We start from the raw sequence: 20,320 nt of genomic DNA, 5'->3' as shown, positions 1-20,320 counted from the left end.
AAAGCCCCCTCTGTCGGTACCCGGCGAGTCCTGAAGAAGCTGCCTGTATCACCGCAAGCCGTGGGGCATGTCTGACTGCAACCTTCGCAGACCAGGACTACGACGTCGGTGCGGTTGCGCACTTAAGGTAAGGGCCGTTTGATGCTCGGCTCTGGTGAACTCCATCGGAACCGGCAGTTGCACGATCAACGACGCGGCTTGCGCCGAACCACCGGCGTTTCTTTCACCCTGATCCGGCGATTGACCTGCGGCACGGAGTGTGTCGTCATGGACAGCTGACGCCATGCCCTCTTGCAGAGAATCACCGCATGCCGCCATTGGCGCCGGAGACCCGCCGCCACACTGCGCGCTCTGTAGTCATCCGTCGATGGCGCATCACTGCTCATGAACAGCTCCGGCGCGGCTGGGCTTCGTGCCCTTCTCCGGTCGATGGATGGGATTTCCAGCAGAATCGACCTCCAGCGATTGCTGGAGTACCACTTCCGCTCTGGTCTTCGGATTGGCGTCGTTATCTGAGCCCGGCAGACGCGGCGCTTCGCTGCGCCTGCCGGGCGGATGAGTCTTCCCCTTGGGATCAGCGGCCCCGCCATGGGGGGCTTGCTTGCCTGTCTGGTTCATGGTCGCCTCGCCGCGCTTGCCACTCCTGCACCATGCAGAGTGTGGAGGGAGCGACAATGACAACCTTTCACCAGGTTGTCGGTGCGGTAGCCCACTTGCGCTGGTCATCCAATAACGGGCACCGGTACGTGCGGTAACAGACGGACCGACGCCTTGGCTTCGCGGATGCTGGAAACTGGTTCGAAAGGTCGCATGCCAGGAGAGCAACCATGACCCGCTACTGCCATCAGGTCTCAGGTGTGTTCAACCGACGATCACAGGCCGATTGCGCAAAACAGGACCTGTTGGGGTTGGGCATTCGTCTGGACCGAGTGCGCATATTCGACAACCATGAACTGGTGCCCTCCGGGCGCCTGCGCGCGAAGCGGCGCCCCTTCAGGCAGGTCATCAAGGGCGTTGCCGTCGGGACGCTGTTCGGCCTGCTGGTCAGTGCGCTGTTCGCATTCGCCATGACGAACGCCGGAGCAGGCCTCTTCGGCGGCTCGCCGCTATTCGAAATGCTGGGCTGGGGTGCTGTCGTGGGAGGGCTGGCGGGCGCGGCAATCGGCGCGTCGGCGAACGTCAGCCAGGACGACCATCCCTTCGGGTACACCCTCCTGCCAGGAAATGTTGTTCTGCTTGCCGAGACCCGCTCGGCGCGCGAAACCCTGCGCGCCTTCGACATCATCGAAAGAGCACCCGGAGTCGGTGCGCACATGGACATCAGCCTGGTCTGAGTTGGCACATGACGACGCAGCGGCCGACTCCGGGCAGCGGACGGACAACAGCGTCAGGATGGCCGTCGTCCCTGGAGCATACGCATCACCACTATTGCTACTGCCGCGATCAACAGAACATGAATGAAGCCGCCCAGGGTGTAGGCGGTGAACATCCCGAGCGCCCAGAGGATGAGCAAGCAAACAACAACGGTTTCCAGCATGATGATTTCTCCTGCTGCGGCTTGCGGCACTCGATGACCTGATTCGCCAGCCAGGCCTGATAGCCGTCCGTGCGCCATCGCACGTTCGGTGGGGACTACTCCTCCGAGGGATCGACCGGAGACTGGTGCGGAGCCTGTGATGGTGCTTCGGCCGGGTTAACCGATGGAGGCAGCGTCGGCTGTTTCTTGTCGCGATCTCGAAATGAATATCGCTCGGCGGGAGAGCCATATTCACCGCCCGGCAGTGTGGGCCTGACACCACCACCGGCTGGCGATGGGCTGTCCGGAACTGTTCCCGGTTGTCTTTTCATGGCGACCTCTGGTGAGCCGATCACTGCTGGTCGCCAGGACGTACCGAAACACCAGGCCAGCTCGCTGTCGACGGAATGCAACCATGGCAGGTCGCAGCTCCTGGCGTCGGTGCGCAAGCGCGCTTAGCCCATCACAAAGACCGGCAGTGCTCGCGGGGACCTTCCCAACGGACCGCTCCAGTGGTCTAGCGCACAGACAGACGAACGCCTCAGGCGCAATCTTCAAATGAGCGTTGCACTTGAATGCAGGAGGACACTATGAACCCCATCACCCTCTTCATTGTCATGGTTCTGACAGCCATGGGGGCCGTCCTCATCTACTTTGGCCACACGGTTGTGGGCATCGTTGTGCTGGTGTGCGCACTGGTCGTCTCGCTGTCCCTCAAGATGGCCAATACCTGGCAGAAATTCGTCGTGTTGCGCGCAGGCAACCTGCAAGGCGTGTGCGGGCCCGGACTGTTCATGATCATTCCGGTCCTGGACAGCGTCGTCGCTGTGATCGACGAGCGAATCCAGACCACGGCATTCAATGCCGAGCAGGCACTGACCCGCGATACAGTGCCGGTGAACGTCGACGCCATCATCTTCTGGCACGTGCACGACGCCCGCAAAGCGGCACTGGCGATCACCGACTACCGGCAGGCCATCGACCGGGTAGCACAGACCTCTCTGCGGGAAATGATCGGCTCGTCGATGCTGGCCGCGCTGCTATCCGATCGACGCAGCTCCGATCAGCAGTTGTGCCGCGAGATTGGTGAAAAGACTCAGGAATGGGGTGTCACCGTCGGCTCGGTGGAGATCCGCGACGTGGCCATCCCGGTAGCATTGCAGGACGCCATGTCACGCCAGGCGCAGGCCGAACGCGAGAAGCAGGCGCGAATCATCCTAGGCTCCGCAGAGGCGGAAATCGCCGGACGTTTCGTGGAAGCGGCCACTATCTATGCCGGTCAGCCTACTGCCTTGCAGTTGCGCGCAATGAACATCATCTACGAGACCACCAAGGAGCGCGGAACCACCATCCTCATTCCCAGCGCCATGATCGACAGCATGAATCCGACCGTTGCCGTCGCCACAGCCGTGGCCACCCAGGCCGGTGCGATTGATGTCGGCGACGAACCTTCGTATAAGAGTCCGCGAGTCAATGCTGCAATAAGGGGAAAGGTGTAAACTTTATTCAGGACGGGGCATTGGAAAAAAAACCCCGCATTTGCGGGGCTTTTTATTTGCGCAGATTACATTGCTTGCACTTGATCAGCCTGAGGACCTTTGGGCCCGTTGGTCACGTAAAAGCTGACCTGCTGACCGTCATCAAGCGTTTTGTATCCGCTGCTTTCGATCGCGCGAAAGTGAACAAAAACATCTGCGCCGTTTTCGGGGGTTATGAAACCGAAACCTTTCTCAGCGTTGAACCATTTAACGATACCAGTTTGACGAGTAGTCATGATGAATCTCCAAATAATGATCATGCCATGCGATATGCGAGACATGACTGGATGCGAAGTGAAGAGGGGCCGCAAAGATGGAGAATCCAGAAGACAAAACATCAATCGGTGCCGCTAAACCGAGCAGGCAGGAGACTCACCATACAGGTTCTGCAAGGAATAGATAGGCAATTTAAAAAAATATGCAGATATCTGGCAGACGGTCGGGGATGAGCACGAGATATGCGTATAGTGAATGCTAGTCACCAACCTGGTGGCTCATCGCCTGAGGTGACATGATGTCTTATTCAATGTTAGAAACTGCGCGCTCGGATCTGGAGAAGAAAATCGCAGCGTTCCTTTCCAAAGGCGGAGAAATCCAAGAAATTCCCGCCGGTAGGCATGGCCGTAAGGAGCCATACAAACGGAGCGAGTGGACGATTGGCAAGGCGAAAAATTCAGCCGCCTGATGTTTTTGAAAAAAACCGCATCGGAAGATGCGGCTTTTACCGTGTGACCGCTACTCCTCAAACCATTCGGCATCACCAGATCCCAGCCGGTTTGCAAGTCCTCGACCTGCACCGCCAAGCCCGCACATCGCTCTTGGTCTTCGCCTCCCTCGCAATCAATTCCGCCAATCCATTCGCGATCAGGTCAGCATTGCTAACCAGCACATCGAGATGGCTTTTAGCCGCCAAGGCTGTTTCGGTGGAACCGCGTTGCTCGATCCAGATTGCCAACTCCTCTGCTGCTGCACCGATGGCGTTGATGTTCTCATTGAGGCGATAAAGCAGCGCCGAGACAGTAGTATCGGTCATGCCGGTCTCCTAAGTGAAAGCTCTCTTAGGGCGGGAACTAAAAGCCCGCGGGGACCTGCGGGCAGGGAAGACAGCTTGCGACTGTATGCCCCTAAGCGGAGCTATTGGTAGGTTGCGTCAGCAATCTGGCGAGCTGAATACCGGCTCGCCGTGGCGATTGATGCGCGTGATCTTTGCCAGAGCTTTTTCTGCTGCGGCAAACGCTTGGGACATCACACCAAAGCAGGACAACCCATAGACCAAGTGAAAACTCGGCGTCGAGCCCTCATACTGGTCCTGCACTGCGATAAAGGCTAATGCGTGGTCGCCATTCATCTTGGCTAGGCTCCACGTGTCGTAACCGGGGAATGCACGTTCGTTCATGGGAGCCTCACAATTTCAGGGGATAACCCACTATCCTCCTGATACCGCTGAATAGCTCTCAATGGTTCGGTTATTCGACCAAGGGTCGAGAACGCGACAGACACTGATCTCCCTACCCTTCGCTGACCGCACTGACTGCCGATAACTGCTCGGCAGATCCATCGGCGTTGTCACGCGCACGCGAGCTGTTCGCTCAGTGTTGAGGCGCTAGAGCCTCTTCTACAGTGGTCATGAGCGCCGTGAGATCAAATGGCTTGTCGAGAAATCTATACGTTGGGAAGTCTCTGCTCCAAGAGCCGCCGGACATGATGATGATAGGGATGTCTGGGGATCTTTCTGCAATTTGACGCGCGAGTTCTACGCCGTCGATTTCCCCAGGCATTGAGATGTCAGTAAGCAAGAGGGCCAGTTGGCCAGGATTAGCATTGATCCAGTCTTGCCCGTCATCGGCATTTCCAAGAACGATCGCGGGGATTCCATAGTCTTCCATCGCTAGACCCAGAACTCTGGCCAGAGTCGAATCGTCATCGAGGATGAGCACGTATGTGACATTTTTCGTGGGCGGGTCTCTGAGCGTTTCCATGCCTAAACTCCTGTGTGTGTACAGCGGTAGAAGGCACAATCTCGCGTACGTTCCCCTTATCCGTGTAACTCGTCACTTTGCCGACGCATGGTGGAAATTCTTAGCCTTTGCCCCATCGGCCACTTATCGTCTTGGGCGATTAACGCCTATCTAAGATGGCGGTCTCTCATCCGAACTAAGGCTAGGGGGGAGAGGATGGCGCCTGAGGCGCCCACGTGAAGGAGCAAGGAGCTCGTGAGTAGCTCAGCCAAATCAGATTTTTGACTGTATTCTGACCTCTCGATATTAGCCATCCAAAGCTGTGGGGATCGTCGGGCAAATTTTGAATGAACGACAAGTGCCTGTGATTCGTTTGCAGGCTCTCCAAGATCAATGCACAACACTCTAAGTTGCGCCGAAGATCGCTCAAGCGCTGGGTAGAGAGAGAACAATCAGATGGGGCGTGATCTGTAGAGAGTTCATCCGCCAGCATTCTCAGATAGCAAGCAGCGATGTTTAGACCACAGGCGAATCGTCGATCGTCCATACCGTCCTCGGTTGACGACCGAACGGTGAAAGGAAATTCCTCCATAGCTCGGGCGCGGTAGGGATCACCTTCCTCCCTTATCTCTGATTCTGCAATCGATTTAGTTGTGTAGGTGCCTAGGGGAACTTCGCCCCTTAGCTGTCGATATCAGCTTTGAGTCGGAAACCGCGCCCCTATGTGACAACCGGACAGTGGCTGCCCCCAGTTGGTCTCAACGATTCACTTCCTGATTGCTCACGTCGGATGGGCTCGCAGGAGCTGCATACCACTTGTCTCGTGGTACCAGCTTCTCTCCTTGAGGATCACCCAGATAGTGAGGGGACATGATTTGCACCCCGTACTGGTTAAATACATCCTGGATGTTGGCGTGCAGCACGCTGAGGAGCTCTGCTCTTGGTCGAGGTTCGCTGGGGATCGCTTGCGCGACCAGCCGGTACTCTGGATAGAAGTCGGATAAGGCCGTCTGGAACACCTGGGGCGCAGGCCGGTCAAGAATGCCGTCGGTACGACGTGCCGCCTCCACCAGCATGGCTTCGACTTGTCGCCAGGGGGTGTCGTAACCGATAGTGACCACGGTATCGACAATATAGCCAGCGCCCTGAACGGCGCGGGAATAGTTCTTGGTGACTGAGCCCGTGATCATCGAGTTCGGAAGCGTCAGCACCTCCCCAAGGCCGGTGCGAATCGTCGTGTTGAATACACCCACTTCTGTGACCGTGCCCTCATGCTCGCCGATTCGCACGAATTCGCCTGCTCTTAAGGTGCGGGCATAGGTGAGGATCAGGCCAGATGCTGCCTGGCCAACGACGCTGGAAGCGCCAAGGGAAATCATCAGACCCAGCAGTACCGAGACGCCCTTGAACGCCTCCGTGCCAGCTCCAGGAAGATACGGATAGGCCATGACGATCGCGAATAGCCAGATTGCCAGGGACATTAGCCGTGTGGTCGGCTGCAGGGTCTCCTGGGTCAGCCACTTTAAATTACCGGGGCGCGCCAGTCGCTCAAGGATATGCCGAGAGAATCCGCTTATCGCGCGTGCGATAAAGATGATGCAGAACGCCACCACCAGGCCTGGCATTGCATCGAGCACTCCGTTGAGCAGGTAGCGCGCTAGGTCGAGCAGGTGAACGTTGAGGCTTTCTCCCCACGGCCGGGTATAGGGAAAGCGAGACAGCACAAAGCTCAGCCACTGATAGCAGAGCAGGAACACAAGCAGCCAGTAGACCAGCCATACCAGCCGGCCGAGCAGGTAGTAGAGATAACGCCGGTCCAATAGTCTGGTGCGCCCCACTTGCAAGCGATGCTCGTGGTGACTCATCAGGACCGGTAAACGATCGAGGATGCGTCGCCGCAGGTAGCCGGCCCCGCGTACCAGCAGGGCAAATATGACCGTAGCGGCGGCTGCGAATGCCGTAGCCGTGAGCAGGTAGCGCAGACTGCGTGCTTCCAGCCCTTCATCAACCACCCGGCGCAAATTCTGCGCGGCCTGCTCTGCAGCAGCCCGCACGGAACCACCGGGAGCCTCCACGTCATCGGGCGAGACGATGAAGGCGCGACTGTAGCCAAGTAGGATCAAATAGCTGTTCTGGATCGAGTCGACGCTGACGATCAGAGCTTCGCCGCTTTCCAGCGCATCGTGTATCACCGACTCGGCCCGATGAGCCCGCTGCACAGGTGTTTCACCCAATAGCGTGGCCCGGAAGGTGATGACCAGGCGATTTCCCACCCGCAGATCGGCGGACTCTTCTGCGCGCTGTGATACCGGCGGAACATCCGCGCCCTGTACGAGCAACGGCATCAACAGGAGCAACCACACCAGCCGCTTACCGTTTTTGCAAAACCACCCCATGTTTCCCTCCTGGCAAGTGATCACACGGCTCTTTCCTGGTTCCTTGGCGAATAGGGCCGGTCCTTGACGTTTTAATGCAACCACCGTCACACCTGCGACAGACGTGCCAGTACAACGCCAACGGCGTTAGCGAACGACGTGCAGGTAGTGCAGGTGGCGTTCGTACTGGTCGAGGATGTCGGCAATGACGTCGTTGCGGTTCCAGCCCATCACGTCGTAATCCTGACCGCCTTCTCGCAGGTGCACCTCGGCGCGGAAGTACTTGCGCCCTTCCCCTACGTCATCTTCCTCGAGCAGGACGAAGCTCGGGCTGGTGAAGGCCCGTGGCCGAACCTCGTAAAGGAAGTGCCCCTCGCCTGGCTGCGCAAGCTCCAGCGCCACGCGTCCGTCCTCGCGTTCCAGCACCTGCACGTCATGCCCTTGCTTGCGCAGCTCTACCGCAACTTCGTCGCAGGCCGGACGGACCACCTCGCTGATGAAGCGCGTAACGTGAGCGCGGCGAGGCTTCATGGCGATGTTGCGCAGGCGACGCTGCCAGCCGCCTTCGTGATGGGCTGCATGGCGCGGCGCCGGCATGGCCTGAGAACGCAAGCCGCGTCGGGTAGCGTCCAGGTGCAGAGCGCGGAACAGGCCCCAGATCGACGCCAGGAGGATGATCGAGAACGGCAGCGCGCTGGCGATGGTCGCCGTTTGCAAGGCCTTGAGCCCATTGGCCAACAGCAGGGCTATCGCCACCACGCCGATGCTCACCGACCAGAAGATGCGCTGCCACAGCGGCGAATGCTCGTGGCCGGACGAGGCCAGCATGTCCACCACCAGCGCGCCGGAGTCGGCGGAAGTGACGAAGAACACCACCACCATCAGCACCGCGACCATCGACACCACACCCGACAGCGGGAAGTGTTCGAGGAAGGCGAACAGCGCCAGTGAGCTGTCCTGGTCGACCACCGTGGCCAGGTCGCGTACGCCCTCGTTGACGATCATGTGGATGGCCGAGTCGCCGAATACCGTCATCCACAGCAGGGTGAAGCCGGCCGGCACCAGCAGCACGCCGCAGACGAATTCGCGGATCGTCCGCCCGCGCGAGATGCGCGCGATGAACAGCCCGACGAAGGGCGACCAGGACAGCCACCAGCCCCAGTAGAGCAGCGTCCAGCCGCCGATCCAGTCGGTGGGCTGGTAGGCGTAGAGGTTGAAGGTCTTGTTGACGATGTCCGAGAGGTAGGAGCCGGTGTTCTGCACGTAGGTCTGCAGCAGGAACACGGTCGGCCCCAGCAGCAGCACGAAGAGCATCAGTATCACCGCCAGGCCCAGGTTCAGCTCGGACAGGATGCGGATGCCCTTGTCCAGGCCGCTGGCCACCGAGAGGGTCGCCAGGGCGCAGGTGATGGCGATGAGGACGATCTGCACGGTGGCGTTCACCGGCAGGCCGAACAGGTGGTGGAAGCCGCTGTTGATCTGCAGTACGCCGTAGCCCAGCGAAGTGGCGACGCCGAATACCGTTCCGAGGATCGCGAAGACGTCGACCGCATGGCCGATGGGCCCGTAGATGCGTTCGCCGATCAGCGGGTAGAGCGCCGAACGCAGGGTCAGCGGCAGGCCCTTGCGGAAGCTGAAGTACGCGAGGATCAGGCCGACGATGGCGTAGATCGCCCAGGCATGCAGGCCCCAGTGGAAGAAGGTGATCTTCATCGCCTCGCGGGCGGCGGTGACGGTGCCCGGTTCACCCACGGGCGGGTTGGTGAAATGCATGACCGGCTCGGCCACGCCGAAGAACATCAGGCCGATGCCCATGCCGGCGGAAAACAGCATGGCGAACCAGCTGCTGCTGCGGTACTCCGGCTCGCTGTGGTCAGGGCCGAGCTTGATGTCGCCATAGCGGCTGATGGCGAGGAACACCACGCTGATCAGGATCAGCGCGACGGCGAGGATATAGAACCAGCTGGCGTTGACGACTATCCATTGCTGGACCTTCTCGAACTGCGCCTGGGCCTGTTCCTGGAAGGCCACGGCATAAAGCACGAGAAGGAAGATCAGCACGGCGCTGGTATAGAAAACTGGTGGGTTGAGGGTGCTGCGGGGGCGGGACGAAGTCTCCATCGAATGTTATCTCCTGTAACGCATCGACCTGCGCCAGTGACGGACGCAGGTGTCGCATAGGGTAACCGGATTTCGCCTAGAGCATGTTCGACGGACCGCTCGTGCCGCCAAAGCGGCGGCGCGGCGACCGCCAACAGGCGCCCGTTTCGAGCACTCAGGGAGTGCCCAGGAACCAGCGGTAGTAGGGATTGTCGCCATCATCCAGGGCCACCTGCCGGGCATCCCGCGCCCAGCTCTTGCGATCGCCGCGGTAGGCACTCAGGCTCAGGTCGTAGAAGCGCCGCAGCCGCAGCCAGTTGTCGTTGACCGAGGCCTGCACCGAGGGCAAGGCATTTTCCAGCGGTGGCGCGGTGCGCAGCGCGAGCAGGGTCGGCAGCACCCGGGCGATCTCCTTCGGCCGCACCCACGGCGCGTACTCGATGCGAGGGTGATCGTCGGTCACCGGCAGCGCATCGCCGGCGTAACGTTCCAGGCCGGCGCGGTCAGTGACCCAGGTGGCCAGCAGCGCTTCGACCGAGTCGACCCCGACCTCGCCCAGCGCGGCGGCCACCGGCGGTTGCTCGAAGCGCTGGCGGATGGTCGTCACGTCCAGGTGCAGCGGCTGCAGCGAGCCCACCAGCAGCATCTCGTGAAACTCGGTGGTCCACAGCGTGGCGTAGGGGAAGACGTCGATGAAGCTGCGCACCAGCGAGCGGCTTTCCTCGTCGTTCTGCGTCGGCAGCGGCAGCCACTGGGCGACCACCCCGCCCTCCTGCAGGCGCGCGGCGGCCAACTGGTAGAAGTCGCGGGAATACAGGTTGACCACCCCGGCGGCCGAAGGTGGCGGCGGCTCCAGGGTGATCATGTCGTAGCGTTCGGCACTACGCAGCAGCTCGCGGCGGCCATCGCGCAGGCGGATGTCCAGGCGCGGATCGTGGATGGCGTCGAAGTTGCCCTTGAAATTCGGCGCGGCGGCCAACACCTCGGGCAGCAGTTCGGCCACCACCGGATGCTGCAGGTCGTGGTATTGCAGCATGGCACCGGCGGTGATGCCGGTGCCGAAGCCGATCACCAGCGCCGAGCGCGGCTCGCCGTTGTGGATCAGCAGCGGCAGCAGCGCCTGCAGACGCATGTAGCGCAGCGAGGGCATGGCATCGCCGGTGTTGGAGACGCCCTGGATATAGAGACGGTTGAAGCGGTTGTCGCCACGGCCCTGCTCCACCACCGCGACGGTGCCGCCGCGGCCTTCGGCGTAGTAGCCGATGCGGCCGTTGCGCGCGCCGGGCATCAGCTCGGCCAGCAGCTGCGGCGGCGTCGTGGCGCCGATGCCCAGCGCTAGTACCGCCACGCCGGCAACGCCCAGGCGCAGCCTTTTGCTCACGCCCTCGCCGCGCCAGACGGCGAGCAGGCCGATGACGGCGGCCAGCGCGCCCAGCACGGCCAGGGTGCGCACCAGCCCCAGGCCGGGGACGAGCACGAAGCCGGTCAGCATCACGCCGACGATGCCGCCCAGGGTATTGAGCGCCACCACCACGCCGACATCGCGGCCGACGTGGTCGCGGTCCACTGACAGCCGCAGGGCAATGGGGAACGCCGCGCCCAGCAGGGTCGTCGGCAGGAACACCACGCACAGGGCCGCCACTGCGAAGCGCGCGCACATGCCCGCCAGCTCGCTGCCACCGGCCTGCATGACCAGCCATTCGGCACGGGTCTGCAGGCCGAACAGCCAGTCGCCAAGGCCGGCGATCTGCAGGATCGCGAGCAGCCCGGCGGCGGCGATGAGCAGGCCAAACAGGCCCCAGGGATCGCGGATACGGTCAGCGCGGCGGGCGTACAGGGCGCTGCCCAGCACCAGGCCGCACAGGTAGGTCGCCAGCACCACGGCGAAGGCGAAGGTGCGGGTGCTCATGAACTGGACGATGGACTGCGTCCAGACCACTTCGTAGCCCAGCGCTACGCCACCGGCGACGCAGTACAGCGCAATGGCCAGGCGCGCCGCGCGGCTGCGCGGGCCGGCTGCCGGTGCATCCAGCGCCTGAGTCCGCGCCGCCTGCTGGCGAATCAGCAACGCCCCGCCGGCAGCGAACAGGTTGAACACGGCGGCGGCGCAAGCGCTGCCCAGCACGCCCAGCCAGGGCAGCAGCACGAAGGCCGCCAGCAACGTGCCGGCGATGGCGCCTGCCGTGTTGGCCGCATACAGGCCACCACCGGCGCGGCCCATCTGCCCTTCGGCGGGCTCCAGCGCGCGCACCAGCACCGGCAGCGTGCCGCCCATGAAGAATGCCGGTACGCCGACCAGCACGAACGGCAACCCCCAGGCCAGGGGCCCGACGGCTTCCTCGAGAAACGCGAAAGCGCTGGCGGCGTTGGCCAGCGCGAGAGTAGCGGCGACGCCCAGCAGCGCCACCAGAAATTCCAGACCGGCATACAGGCGCAGGGGCCGTTCCAGGCGGTCTGCGAGTCGGCCGAAGGCCAGGCCGCCAAGGGCCAGGCCGGCAAAGAAGGCACTGATTGCGGTGGTGACGGCATACACCTCCACCCCCACCACCAGGGACAGCTGCTTGACCCACAAGACCTGGAACACCAGCGCCGATCCGCCCGAGGCGAACAGCAGCAGTGCCGGCACCCAGGCCGCGAGCCCAGGTTGCGAACGATGCTGCGTCGACGTGGCGCGACGGGAGTTCATCGGGGACGAGCTGACCGCTGGAGGCATCGAATCAACCTTGTCTGACAGTAAAGCCCCCGCGACAGCCAGGCTGTCGCGGGGGACGGGAGGAGCACCCGCAAGCGGGCGCTCCGACTAACGATCACTACTTGGCGCCCTGCTTCATCTTCGCTTCGATCTTCGCATCAACATCCTTGCGGATCTGGTCGATGCTGAAGCTGGCCGGGCGTTGGCTCGGCGGATAGTCCACGAAGGTCTGCAGGAAGGCTGCCGCCTTGCGAGTACCCTGGAACAGCAGGTAGTCATTCTTGGTCAGCCAGTCGTAGTACTGGTCGGAGACCACGTCAGCCCGCTCGTACGGGTCCATGCGCAGGTTGAACAGCTTGGGTACCCGCAGGCAGGTGAAGGGCTCGCTCCAGACCTTCAGGCCACCCGGTGCACGTTGTTCGCACCAGACGATCTTCCAGTCATCGAAGCGCATGCCCACCAGCTCGGCATCGTCGTTGAAGTAGTAGAACTCGCGACGCGCGCCCTTGTCGGTCTTGCCAGTCAGGTAGTCCAGCTGGTTGTAGCCGTCCAGGTGCACCTTGAAGTTCTTGCCACCCACATCGGCACCCTTGAGCAGGCGTTCCTTGACGTCGGTGTCGCCGATGGCGGCCAGCAGGGTCGGGAACCAGTCCAGCCCGGAGAACATCTGCGTGGCGACGCTGCCCGGCTTGATGTGGTTCGGCCAGCGGATCATCGCCGGCACCCGGTAGGCGCCCTCCCAGTTGGAGTCCTTCTCGTTGCGGAACGGGGTGGTGGCGGCATCCGGCCAGGACCACTGGTTCGGGCCGTTGTCGGTGGTGTAGACGACGATGGTGTTGTCGGCGATCTTCAGGTCGTCCACCGCCTTGAGCAGCTTGCCGACGTCGCCGTCGTGCTCGAGCATGCCGTCGGCATAGTCGTTGCCGGCCATGCCGCTCTGGCCTTTCATGGAATCACGCACGTGGGTGAAGGCGTGCATGCGCGTGGTGTTCATCCAGACGAAGAACGGCTTGTCCGCCTTCACCTGTTTGTCCATGAAGTTGATCGCAGCCTGGGTGGTTTCGTCGTCGATGGTCTCCATGCGCTTGCTGTTCAGCGCACCGGTGTCCTCGATCTTGCCGTCGGCGGTAGCCTTCAGCACACCACGGGGCGAAGCGGCCTTGACGAAGGCTTCGTCATCCTTGGGCCAGTACGGGCGCTCGGGCTCTTCCTCGGCGTTGAGGTGATACAGGTTGCCGAAGAACTCGTCGAAGCCGTGCTTGGTCGGCAGGTATTCGTCGCGGTCACCCAGGTGGTTCTTGCCGAACTGCCCGGTGGCGTAGCCGTGGGATTTCAGCACCTGGGCAATGGTCACGTCGCGGTCCTGCAGGCCCACCGGCACACCCGGCATGCCCACCTTCGACAGGCCGGTACGCAGGATCGTCTGCCCGGTGATGAAGGTGGAACGACCGGCGGTGCAGCTGTTCTCCGCGTAGTAGTCGGTGAACATCATCCCTTCCTTGGCGATGCGGTCGATGTTCGGCGTCGTGTAGCCGACCACGCCGAAGGAATAGGCGCTGATGTTGGTCTGACCGATATCGTCACCGAATATCACCAGGATGTTCGGTTTATCCGCCGCGCTGGCGATTGAGCAACCCATTATCGCCGTCGCCGCCAGGGCGAACCGCGATATCCATCTTCCCGTGCGCTTCATTGGTGTTTCTCCATTCCAGTTACTGGTCGTTTTGCCACGACTGCGTTCACTGGAGATGCCGACTGCCTGGCTGGAAATCCCCGTGTCCCTGCGGTTTTGCTTGTTGGCTTGCTATTGATCGAACGGATAGATCCGCTTCCACTCCCTTGCCATGTCCACTACCACCCATTCCTTGCTCTTCGCCATGTCGAGCGCCTTGTCCAGGCGCCCGACCTTGCTCTGCCGGTCGTAGGCCCATTCACGCTTCTCGTCGGTGTGGTGCACCAGTCCGGCGAAACGCAGGCCTTTGCCAGCGGTGGTCCATTGCAGCATCTGCAGGTCGCCGTCGGAGTTGCCGAAGGCGAGGATCGGCCGGCGGCCGATGATGCTGTCGATGCTCTCCGGCTTGCCGGGGCCATCGTCGTTGTGTACCAGCTGCGGCAGGCGCTGGATCGACAGCTTGCCGTCGCGGTCCTCGAAGCGGCTGCCCAGGGTGGTGCCGATCACCTGCTCGGGCGGAATGCCGTAGACCTCTTCGGCGAAGGCGCGCATGAACGCCACTTCGCCGCCGGAGACGATGTAGGTCTTGAAGCCGTTGGCGCGCAGGTAGCCCAGCAGTTCCAGCATCGGCTGGAAGACCATCTCGGTGTAGGGCTTGTGGCTGCGCGGATGCCGGGCGCTGGCCAGCCAGCGGCGGGCATTGGCGATGAACTCGTCGGTGCTCACCCCGGCATGGGTCGCGGCGACGATCTGCAGGATGCCCGGCATGCCACTGTCGGCCAGGGCCTTGTGGTCGCCTTCGAGCACCGCCTTGAACGGCTGCACTTCCTTCCAGCGCGGGTGCTGCGGCGCCTGCCGCTTCACCTCGTCCAGGGCGAAAAGCACCTGGAAGTACATCGGCTGCTCGCTCCACAGCGTGCCGTCGTTGTCGAACACCGCGATGCGTTCGGCCGGCGGCACGAAGTCCTTGCCGCCCTCCTGGGTCACCGCCTCGACGAAGGCGATGATCGCCTGCCGCGAGGGCCCGTCGTTCCAGGATGGCAGTGGCTCGGCGGCCTGCGCCAGGAATGGCAGGCCGAGCAGCAGCAGGAGCATCCAGCGGGCTATCGGTTGAGCGGGGTTCGAATACATGTGCGTCCCTGGATCACGGATTCAAAGGTTTGAGAGCGTGGGCCGGCAAGCTCGTTGGCCCGCCCTGCCCCAGTTCTCGGCGGATATCCGGCAGCGCATGGATCAGCGGTTCAAGCCCCGAATCCGACTGCGTACCTGGGCGGCCGTAACGGCCCCTGAGAAAAGCTAGCAAAGGATTGGCGACTTTGACGCTTTGTTCGGGAACCGCTGCACTCATTTCACGACAACCGTTGGTCCGACGAAGCCAGAGATAGAGCGCCCCCAGCTGCGGCGGGTCGCCTGCGAGTTCATGGCGCACCTGGCGCCAGGCGTAGTTCGGCGAATCGAGCCATTGCTGGCGACGACGCTGGAAAGCGCCTTTCGCCGCCGCGCTGATAGCGCCGCCCCAGAGCCGAACAGCGTAGCCAACGCCTGCCAGCACCAGCAGTGCAGCGAGCAGGGCCAGCCAGTGGCCGGCGATGCGCACCTGCGCCTTGCGGCCGAGCGCGCGCAGATCCTCGCTGATGGAAAATGGCGCCTGGTAGACCGCAGCCGCCTGGGCCGATAGCTTCATCTCCGGCACCGACACCGAGCGCTGCTCGCCGCTGTCCGCTGCCCACCAGTGCAACTCGATGGCCGGCAGGCGGAAATCGCCGGGCTGGTTGACCACATAGGTCACCGCGTCCACCCGCTCGCCGCCCAACACGCCGCCACGGCCGTCGCTCAACGGCTGCACGGTCGGGGTCTGCAGGTAGCGGCGCAGGCCATCCACCTCGGCGAATTTCGGCGCGGGGATCAACATGGCCTGCGCGCCCTCTGCGCGGACGTGCAGCGTGCGCGTCACGCTGTCTCCCACCCGCAGTGGCTCGTGGGAGGCCTTGAGTTCCTGGCTGACGGTCACCGCGCTGGCCACCAGGCGCTGCCCGGCTTGGGCGCTGGCACCGGCGGGCTGGCTGGCGCTGAAGTGCAGCGCCGGGCTGCGCACCTGCACCGGGCCGCTGGCCTGCCCCGGCTGCACCTGGATATCCAGCGCCGGGATGTCGAACTCGCGCGCCGCTTGCGGGGTGATCTGGTAATGGAAGCGCAGGCCGAAGAACGGCTTGCCGTCGATCGTTTCGTTGAGGTGCGTGGCCTCGCTGGAAGGTTCGGAGACCACCGCGCCGGCGAGCTTGAGTGGCGGCAATTGCGGCGGCTGGCTGAACCAGGTGTCCACCAGCAGATCGACCTGCAGGCTGAGCGTACCGCCGACCATCACCGATCCCGCCGGGTGCAACTCGGCGCGCACCCTCACCTCGGGCTCGGCAGCCAGCCCGAGCAAAGGCAGGCACAACAACACCACGGCCAGTAGGCGCTTCATGATCCGGCCCCCGCCGCTGCATCCTGCAGGCTGAACTTGCGGCGCAGGAACTGCGCCGGCGACGTGCTCAGGTTGTTCAGCCACTGGTCGTCGGACTCGGCCTCGCCCGCCTTGCGCTGCACGTCCTTGCCCTTGCCGGTAGTGTTGTCGAAGACTTCCTGGTCGGGCTTATCCTCGGGCGGGCCGGCCTTCTCCTGTGCCTCGCGGTCCTTCTCCAGCGCCTGGGCCAGCGCCAGGTTGGCGGTGGCCTGGGGGAAGTCGGCCTGGCGCTTCAGCACCTGCTGATAGGCGCCGATGGCCTGGTCGAACTTCGACAGACGAACGTAGGTGTTGCCCAGGTAGAAATACGCTTGCGCCGAATCCAGGCGGGCGAAACTGGCCAGGGCCAGCGGGTAGTCGGCTGCGTGATAGGCGGCCACGCCCTTCCAGAACGGGTCGCGGAAGTGCTCGGCGGCCTGCGGGTAGTGCTCGTGTTCGAATGCCCAGCGCCCCTGCTGGTCGGCGGTGAAGAAGGCATCGGCGAGCGCTCCGGCACGTGCAGGCTGCGGCATGCCGCCCAGGCTGGCGGCGAGCAGCAAGGCGCTCAACCAATGCACCTTCCAGCCTTTGCGCACACTCAGCAGCACGAGCAGCAGCAAGGGCCAGCACAGCCAGTAACCGGCATCCTTCCAGTGCAGTTGCTTCTCGTCGCCTTGCGCTGCCTGGAAGTGCTGTTGGGCGTGCAGTTCGATCCAGTCCAGGTCATCGTCATTGAGGGTCAGGCTGCCCAGCGGCGCATCCGCGGCGTCCGCCAGGCCCTTGAGGCCTTCAGTATCGAAGCTGGCCAGCAACGGACGGCCCGCGGAATCCTGCTGGCCCCCGGCAAGCAGGCCGCCATCCTGGCTGCCGACCGCCAGCACCAGCACTTGCAGGTCGCTGCCGCGCAGGGCCTTGTCGATGGCGTCGAACTGCTGCTTGTCGGCGCCATCGGTGAGCAGTACCAGGGTGCCCGGCGACTGCTCGGCGGCCAGCAGCCGCTTGGCCAGTTCGATGGCGCCCAGCGCGTCCTTGCCGCTGCGCTGGATCAGCCCCGGCGCCAGCGCCTGGAGGAAGCTGTCGAGCAGCGCCGCATCCTCGGTCGCGGGCAGTACCAGGTGCGCGCTGCCGGCGTAGGCGATCAGTGCCGTGGGGCTGCCCGGCCGGCGGGCGATGAGGTCGTGCAGCTTGTGCTTGGCCGCCTCGATGCGCGAGGGCGGCACATCGTTGGCGGCCATGGACGGCGACAGGTCCAGGGCGAGGATCAGCGGCGCGCGGTTTTCCATGAAAGCCGGGCGGTCCTGCTCCCAGGTTGGCCCCGCTCCCGCCACGGCGCCGAGGACCAGCACAGCGCCAAGCCACTGCACCGGGCGCACACGGTGCTGGTCGACCGGGGTGATCACCAGGTGCTGCAGCAGATGCGGCGCGATGACCCCATCCAGGCGTCGCGCCAGGTCGTGACGGCGGCTCCACAGCACCGGCAGCAGGACACCCGGCACGATCAGCAGCAGCCACCAGGGGCGCAGGAAATGGAAGGCACTGAGATCGATGTCCATCAGCCCTCCGCCTCCTGGCTGGTCGACGCGCGGCGCGGCGCGGCCAGCCGGCCGGAAATGGCCGCCAGCACATGGGCCGCGAGCAGCAACAGCAGGGCCGCGCCCAGGGGCATCCAGAACAGGTCGCGCTTGGGCTGGTGGCTCAGGGTCTTCACCTGGTGCGGGGTGATCTGGTCCAGCGTCGCGTAGACCGCCTGCAACGCCTCACGGTCGCCGGCGCGGAAGAACCGCCCGCCTGTGGTCCGGGAGATGTCCTGCAGGGTGCGCAGGTCCACCTTCGCGTCGCCGCTGGCCTCGGGATCACCAATGCCGATGGTGTGCACCACCACGCCCCGGTCATGGGCCATGGCGGCGGCGTGACTGGGCGTGATGGCGCTGCCGGTGTCGTTGCCGTCGGTGAGCAGGATCAGCACCTTCTGCTGCTCCGGCGCATTCTCCAGCAACTTGATGGTCAGGCCGATGGCATCACCCAGCGCGGTATTGGGCCCGGCCATGCCGATGCCCACTTCGTCCAGCAGCATCAGCAGGCTGGCGTGGTCCAGGGTCGGCGGCGACTGGGCGAAGGCGCCGGTGCCGAAGACGATCAGGCCGATGCGGTCGTCCTTGCGCTGGCCGATGAAGTCGCGCACCACGCCCTTGACGATGCTCAGGCGGTCGACGCGGTTGCCCGCGGCGTCCCGATAGTCGTTGGTTTCCATGGACTGGGAGATGTCGATGGCCAGCATCAGGTCGCGGATCGGCTGCACGCGCTGGATGGGCTTTTCCACCAGCACCGGTCGCGCGCAGGCCAGCAGCACCAGCACCCACAGCAGCAGGTTGAGCGGCAGCTGCCAGCGCTCGCCGGCCGCGCCACCGCGGCTCGGCTCCTGGCCGGCGGCGTGGCTCATGGCGGCGAAGAACGGCACCCGCAGGGCGCTGCGCGACTCGCGGTAGGCCGGCAGGTAGCGCCAGGCGAGCCAGGGCAACGGCAACAGGAGCAACAGCCAGGGGTATTCAAGCTGCCACATGGTGCACCTCGACCCATTGCCGGCAGGCCGACAGCAGGGCTTGCGCGTCCTGCTCGCCGATGGCCTGGAGGCGCGTATCCGGTGCGTAGGCGAGCAGCGCCAGCTGGCGTTCGAGATCGGCCGGCAACGCCGCCGGGCTGCGCTTCTGCAGAAACGCCTGCCAGTCGGCGCCGCCCAGCGGTGCCGCAGTGGCGCCATCGGGCATCGACAGGGCGACCCGCTTGATCAGCGCCGGCACCTGGCGCAGCGCTGCGAGCCGCTGTGCCGGGTCGTGCAGTGCCACACCGAGATCGTCGAGCAGGATCAGCGCCTCGCGCCGGTAGCGATCACGCTGCCATTTCCGGTAGCGCCAGAATCCCCACGCTGCCAGGAGCAGCAGCAAGGCAATGGCGAGCCACACCCAGGCCCAGGTCTGCGGCCAGTAGCTGACCAGCGGCGGCGGCGGTGGCAGCTCCTGGAGTTGATCGATGCTGGGAATGCTCATCTGGCCAGGCGCCCGAGTTCGCCACGCAGCTGTTCCAGCGCGTCGCGCCCGCTGCTGAACATCATCAGCGGCACCTGGCTGCGGCGCAGCAGGGTCGCCACGTCCTTCAGGCGCCCGGAGAGAAATTCCCCCAGCGGCCGGTGGACCTGGCGTCGGCCGACCTCCAGCTCGACCTGCAGCTCGCCCTGGGTAACCGTCACCCGGCCCCGGTCGGGTAGCTTGATGGCGATGGGGTCGAACACCTGCAGGGCCAGCACGTCGTTGTGCGCACTCAGCTGCCGCAGCAGTTGCAACGTCTGTTCGGTCACGCCAGCGAAGTCGCTGATGATCACCACCAGGCTGTCGTGCCCGGCCACGCCCAGGCACTGGCGCAGCACGCGGTCGAGTTGGCCTGGGGAGTCGTCATCGCTGCGCGTGGCATGCAGCGAATGGTTGTGGCGGACGATGGCGGCGCACAGCGCCTCTACCCTCGCCCGGCTGCGCAACGGACGGATGTATTCGATGTGGCGGTCGCCGAACACCAGGCCGCCGACCCGGTCGCCGGCCTGCAGCGCCATCCAGCCGCCCAGCGCGGCCAGCTCGGCGGCGATTACCGACTTGAAGCTGCGCCGCGAGCCGAAATACATGCTCATGCGCTGGTCCACCAGTAGCAGCGTTGGCCGGTCGCGTTCCTCGGTATAGCTGCGCACGAAGGGTTTGCCGTAGCGCAGCGAGGCACGCCAATCCAGGTGACGCAGGTCGTCGCCGGGGTTGTACTGGCGCAGCTCGTCGAAGCTCAGCCCGCGCCCGCGCAGACGCGCGGCATGGCTACCGGAGAGGATGCTGGAAAGCGGTTGCCGCGACACAAAGCTCAGGCCACGCACCTGGTGTTCCAGCAGCATCAACTGGTCCAGCGAGGCGTAGACGAAACCATCGGCAACCGGTTGGGGTTCGGCCATGG

Annotated in this window: 19 protein-coding genes; 3 read left to right on the top strand and 16 right to left on the bottom strand. The window is 63.8% G+C overall.

Features of this window, described 5'->3' with window-relative positions; all coding sequences use genetic code 11:
- Positions 1-375 precede the first annotated feature (375 nt).
- Positions 376-618 (bottom strand): hypothetical protein, encoded by a 243-nt coding sequence (locus tag IB255_RS07475; RefSeq protein ID WP_192209987.1) that lies wholly within the window; start codon positions 616-618, stop codon positions 376-378.
- Between the two features lie 209 nt (positions 619-827).
- On the opposite strand from IB255_RS07475, the gene IB255_RS07470 reads away from it, so the two are divergent.
- Positions 828-1,334, top strand: a complete 507-nt coding sequence (locus IB255_RS07470) for a hypothetical protein (protein ID WP_192209986.1) — start codon at positions 828-830, stop codon at positions 1,332-1,334.
- 53 nt (positions 1,335-1,387) lie between these two features.
- On the opposite strand, the gene IB255_RS07465 is transcribed toward IB255_RS07470, so the two are convergent.
- On the bottom strand, positions 1,388-1,537 hold the full coding sequence (locus IB255_RS07465) for a lmo0937 family membrane protein (protein ID WP_192209985.1): 150 nt from the start codon (positions 1,535-1,537) through the stop codon (positions 1,388-1,390).
- A 569-nt stretch (positions 1,538-2,106) separates the two neighbouring features.
- Here IB255_RS07465 and IB255_RS07460 point away from each other — a divergent pair.
- Positions 2,107-3,015: a slipin family protein gene (locus IB255_RS07460; protein ID WP_192209984.1), complete on the top strand. Its 909-nt coding sequence runs from the start codon at positions 2,107-2,109 to the stop codon at positions 3,013-3,015.
- Between the two features lie 65 nt (positions 3,016-3,080).
- On the opposite strand, the gene IB255_RS07455 is transcribed toward IB255_RS07460, so the two are convergent.
- Positions 3,081-3,290 carry a cold-shock protein gene (locus tag IB255_RS07455; RefSeq protein WP_192209983.1) on the bottom strand — a complete coding sequence of 70 codons (210 nt, stop codon included), beginning with the start codon at positions 3,288-3,290 and terminating at the stop codon, positions 3,081-3,083.
- A gap of 275 nt (positions 3,291-3,565) precedes the next feature.
- Here IB255_RS07455 and IB255_RS31195 point away from each other — a divergent pair, with 275 nt between their 5' ends.
- On the top strand, positions 3,566-3,739 hold the full coding sequence (locus IB255_RS31195; protein WP_412548112.1) for a hypothetical protein: 174 nt from the start codon (positions 3,566-3,568) through the stop codon (positions 3,737-3,739).
- Between the two features lie 72 nt (positions 3,740-3,811).
- Here IB255_RS31195 and IB255_RS07450 read toward each other — a convergent pair whose 3' ends face one another.
- From IB255_RS07450 to IB255_RS07390, 13 genes are all read right to left on the bottom strand, one after another.
- Positions 3,812-4,087 (bottom strand): hypothetical protein, encoded by a 276-nt coding sequence (locus IB255_RS07450; protein ID WP_192209982.1) that lies wholly within the window; start codon positions 4,085-4,087, stop codon positions 3,812-3,814.
- A 117-nt stretch (positions 4,088-4,204) separates the two neighbouring features.
- Positions 4,205-4,450 (bottom strand): hypothetical protein, encoded by a 246-nt coding sequence (locus IB255_RS07445; RefSeq protein ID WP_192209981.1) that lies wholly within the window; start codon positions 4,448-4,450, stop codon positions 4,205-4,207.
- 193 nt (positions 4,451-4,643) lie between these two features.
- Entirely contained in the window at positions 4,644-5,033 is a 390-nt protein-coding gene (locus IB255_RS07440; RefSeq protein ID WP_192209980.1) for a response regulator, read from the bottom strand.
- Positions 5,034-5,770: 737 nt separating this feature from the next.
- On the bottom strand, positions 5,771-7,408 hold the full coding sequence (locus IB255_RS07435; RefSeq protein ID WP_192210345.1) for a mechanosensitive ion channel domain-containing protein: 1,638 nt from the start codon (positions 7,406-7,408) through the stop codon (positions 5,771-5,773).
- Between the two features lie 126 nt (positions 7,409-7,534).
- Entirely contained in the window at positions 7,535-9,508 is a 1,974-nt protein-coding gene (locus IB255_RS07430) for a BCCT family transporter (RefSeq protein ID WP_192209979.1), read from the bottom strand.
- 154 nt (positions 9,509-9,662) lie between these two features.
- Entirely contained in the window at positions 9,663-12,173 is a 2,511-nt protein-coding gene (locus tag IB255_RS07425) for a fused MFS/spermidine synthase (protein ID WP_192210343.1), read from the bottom strand.
- 124 nt (positions 12,174-12,297) lie between these two features.
- A complete protein-coding gene (locus IB255_RS07420) occupies positions 12,298-13,872 on the bottom strand; it encodes an arylsulfatase (protein WP_192209978.1) in 1,575 nt (524 codons plus the stop codon).
- Between the two features lie 111 nt (positions 13,873-13,983).
- Complete coding sequence (locus tag IB255_RS07415) at positions 13,984-14,982, bottom strand: HAD family hydrolase (protein WP_192209977.1); 999 nt, start codon at positions 14,980-14,982, stop codon at positions 13,984-13,986.
- 13 nt (positions 14,983-14,995) lie between these two features.
- Positions 14,996-16,318 (bottom strand): BatD family protein, encoded by a 1,323-nt coding sequence (locus IB255_RS07410; protein WP_192209976.1) that lies wholly within the window; start codon positions 16,316-16,318, stop codon positions 14,996-14,998.
- Entirely contained in the window at positions 16,315-17,889 is a 1,575-nt protein-coding gene (locus tag IB255_RS07405) for a VWA domain-containing protein (RefSeq protein ID WP_192209975.1), read from the bottom strand. Before IB255_RS07405 ends, IB255_RS07410 begins: the two co-directional genes overlap by 4 nt.
- On the bottom strand, positions 17,889-18,896 hold the full coding sequence (locus tag IB255_RS07400; RefSeq protein WP_192209974.1) for a VWA domain-containing protein: 1,008 nt from the start codon (positions 18,894-18,896) through the stop codon (positions 17,889-17,891). The genes IB255_RS07405 and IB255_RS07400 overlap by 1 nt, the downstream gene beginning before the upstream one ends.
- On the bottom strand, positions 18,883-19,380 hold the full coding sequence (locus IB255_RS07395; RefSeq protein ID WP_192209973.1) for a DUF4381 domain-containing protein: 498 nt from the start codon (positions 19,378-19,380) through the stop codon (positions 18,883-18,885). The genes IB255_RS07400 and IB255_RS07395 overlap by 14 nt, the downstream gene beginning before the upstream one ends.
- Positions 19,377-20,318, bottom strand: a complete 942-nt coding sequence (locus tag IB255_RS07390; protein ID WP_192209972.1) for a DUF58 domain-containing protein — start codon at positions 20,316-20,318, stop codon at positions 19,377-19,379. The genes IB255_RS07395 and IB255_RS07390 overlap by 4 nt, the downstream gene beginning before the upstream one ends.
- Positions 20,319-20,320: the final 2 nt, after the last annotated feature.

Origin of the sequence: Pseudomonas sp. PDM22 (genome assembly GCF_014851965.1) — a bacterium.
GTDB lineage: Bacteria > Pseudomonadota > Gammaproteobacteria > Pseudomonadales > Pseudomonadaceae > Pseudomonas.
Note: the sequence above shows the minus strand (reverse complement) of the source record. Positions and strands in the feature narration are given on the sequence as shown.

Excerpts from the sequence above, each read along its gene's own strand:
- IB255_RS07425 (WP_192210343.1), bottom strand. The coding sequence starts at position 12,173 with ATGAACTCCCGTCGCGCCACGTCGACGCAGCATCGTTCGCAACCTGGG.
- IB255_RS07400 (WP_192209974.1), bottom strand. The coding sequence starts at position 18,896 with ATGTGGCAGCTTGAATACCCCTGGCTGTTGCTCCTGTTGCCGTTGCCC.
- IB255_RS07470 (WP_192209986.1), top strand. The coding sequence starts at position 828 with ATGACCCGCTACTGCCATCAGGTCTCAGGTGTGTTCAACCGACGATCA.
- IB255_RS07415 (WP_192209977.1), bottom strand. The coding sequence starts at position 14,982 with ATGTATTCGAACCCCGCTCAACCGATAGCCCGCTGGATGCTCCTGCTG.
- IB255_RS07475 (WP_192209987.1), bottom strand. The coding sequence starts at position 618 with ATGAACCAGACAGGCAAGCAAGCCCCCCATGGCGGGGCCGCTGATCCC.
- IB255_RS31195 (WP_412548112.1), top strand. The coding sequence starts at position 3,566 with ATGATGTCTTATTCAATGTTAGAAACTGCGCGCTCGGATCTGGAGAAG.
- IB255_RS07405 (WP_192209975.1), bottom strand. The coding sequence starts at position 17,889 with ATGGACATCGATCTCAGTGCCTTCCATTTCCTGCGCCCCTGGTGGCTG.
- IB255_RS07390 (WP_192209972.1), bottom strand. The coding sequence starts at position 20,318 with ATGGCCGAACCCCAACCGGTTGCCGATGGTTTCGTCTACGCCTCGCTG.
- IB255_RS07395 (WP_192209973.1), bottom strand. The coding sequence starts at position 19,380 with ATGAGCATTCCCAGCATCGATCAACTCCAGGAGCTGCCACCGCCGCCG.
- IB255_RS07410 (WP_192209976.1), bottom strand. The coding sequence starts at position 16,318 with ATGAAGCGCCTACTGGCCGTGGTGTTGTTGTGCCTGCCTTTGCTCGGG.
- IB255_RS07445 (WP_192209981.1), bottom strand. The coding sequence starts at position 4,450 with ATGAACGAACGTGCATTCCCCGGTTACGACACGTGGAGCCTAGCCAAG.
- IB255_RS07455 (WP_192209983.1), bottom strand. The coding sequence starts at position 3,290 with ATGACTACTCGTCAAACTGGTATCGTTAAATGGTTCAACGCTGAGAAA.
- IB255_RS07460 (WP_192209984.1), top strand. The coding sequence starts at position 2,107 with ATGAACCCCATCACCCTCTTCATTGTCATGGTTCTGACAGCCATGGGG.
- IB255_RS07450 (WP_192209982.1), bottom strand. The coding sequence starts at position 4,087 with ATGACCGATACTACTGTCTCGGCGCTGCTTTATCGCCTCAATGAGAAC.
- IB255_RS07440 (WP_192209980.1), bottom strand. The coding sequence starts at position 5,033 with ATGGAAACGCTCAGAGACCCGCCCACGAAAAATGTCACATACGTGCTC.
- IB255_RS07430 (WP_192209979.1), bottom strand. The coding sequence starts at position 9,508 with ATGGAGACTTCGTCCCGCCCCCGCAGCACCCTCAACCCACCAGTTTTC.
- IB255_RS07465 (WP_192209985.1), bottom strand. The coding sequence starts at position 1,537 with ATGCTGGAAACCGTTGTTGTTTGCTTGCTCATCCTCTGGGCGCTCGGG.
- IB255_RS07420 (WP_192209978.1), bottom strand. The coding sequence starts at position 13,872 with ATGAAGCGCACGGGAAGATGGATATCGCGGTTCGCCCTGGCGGCGACG.
- IB255_RS07435 (WP_192210345.1), bottom strand. The coding sequence starts at position 7,408 with ATGGGGTGGTTTTGCAAAAACGGTAAGCGGCTGGTGTGGTTGCTCCTG.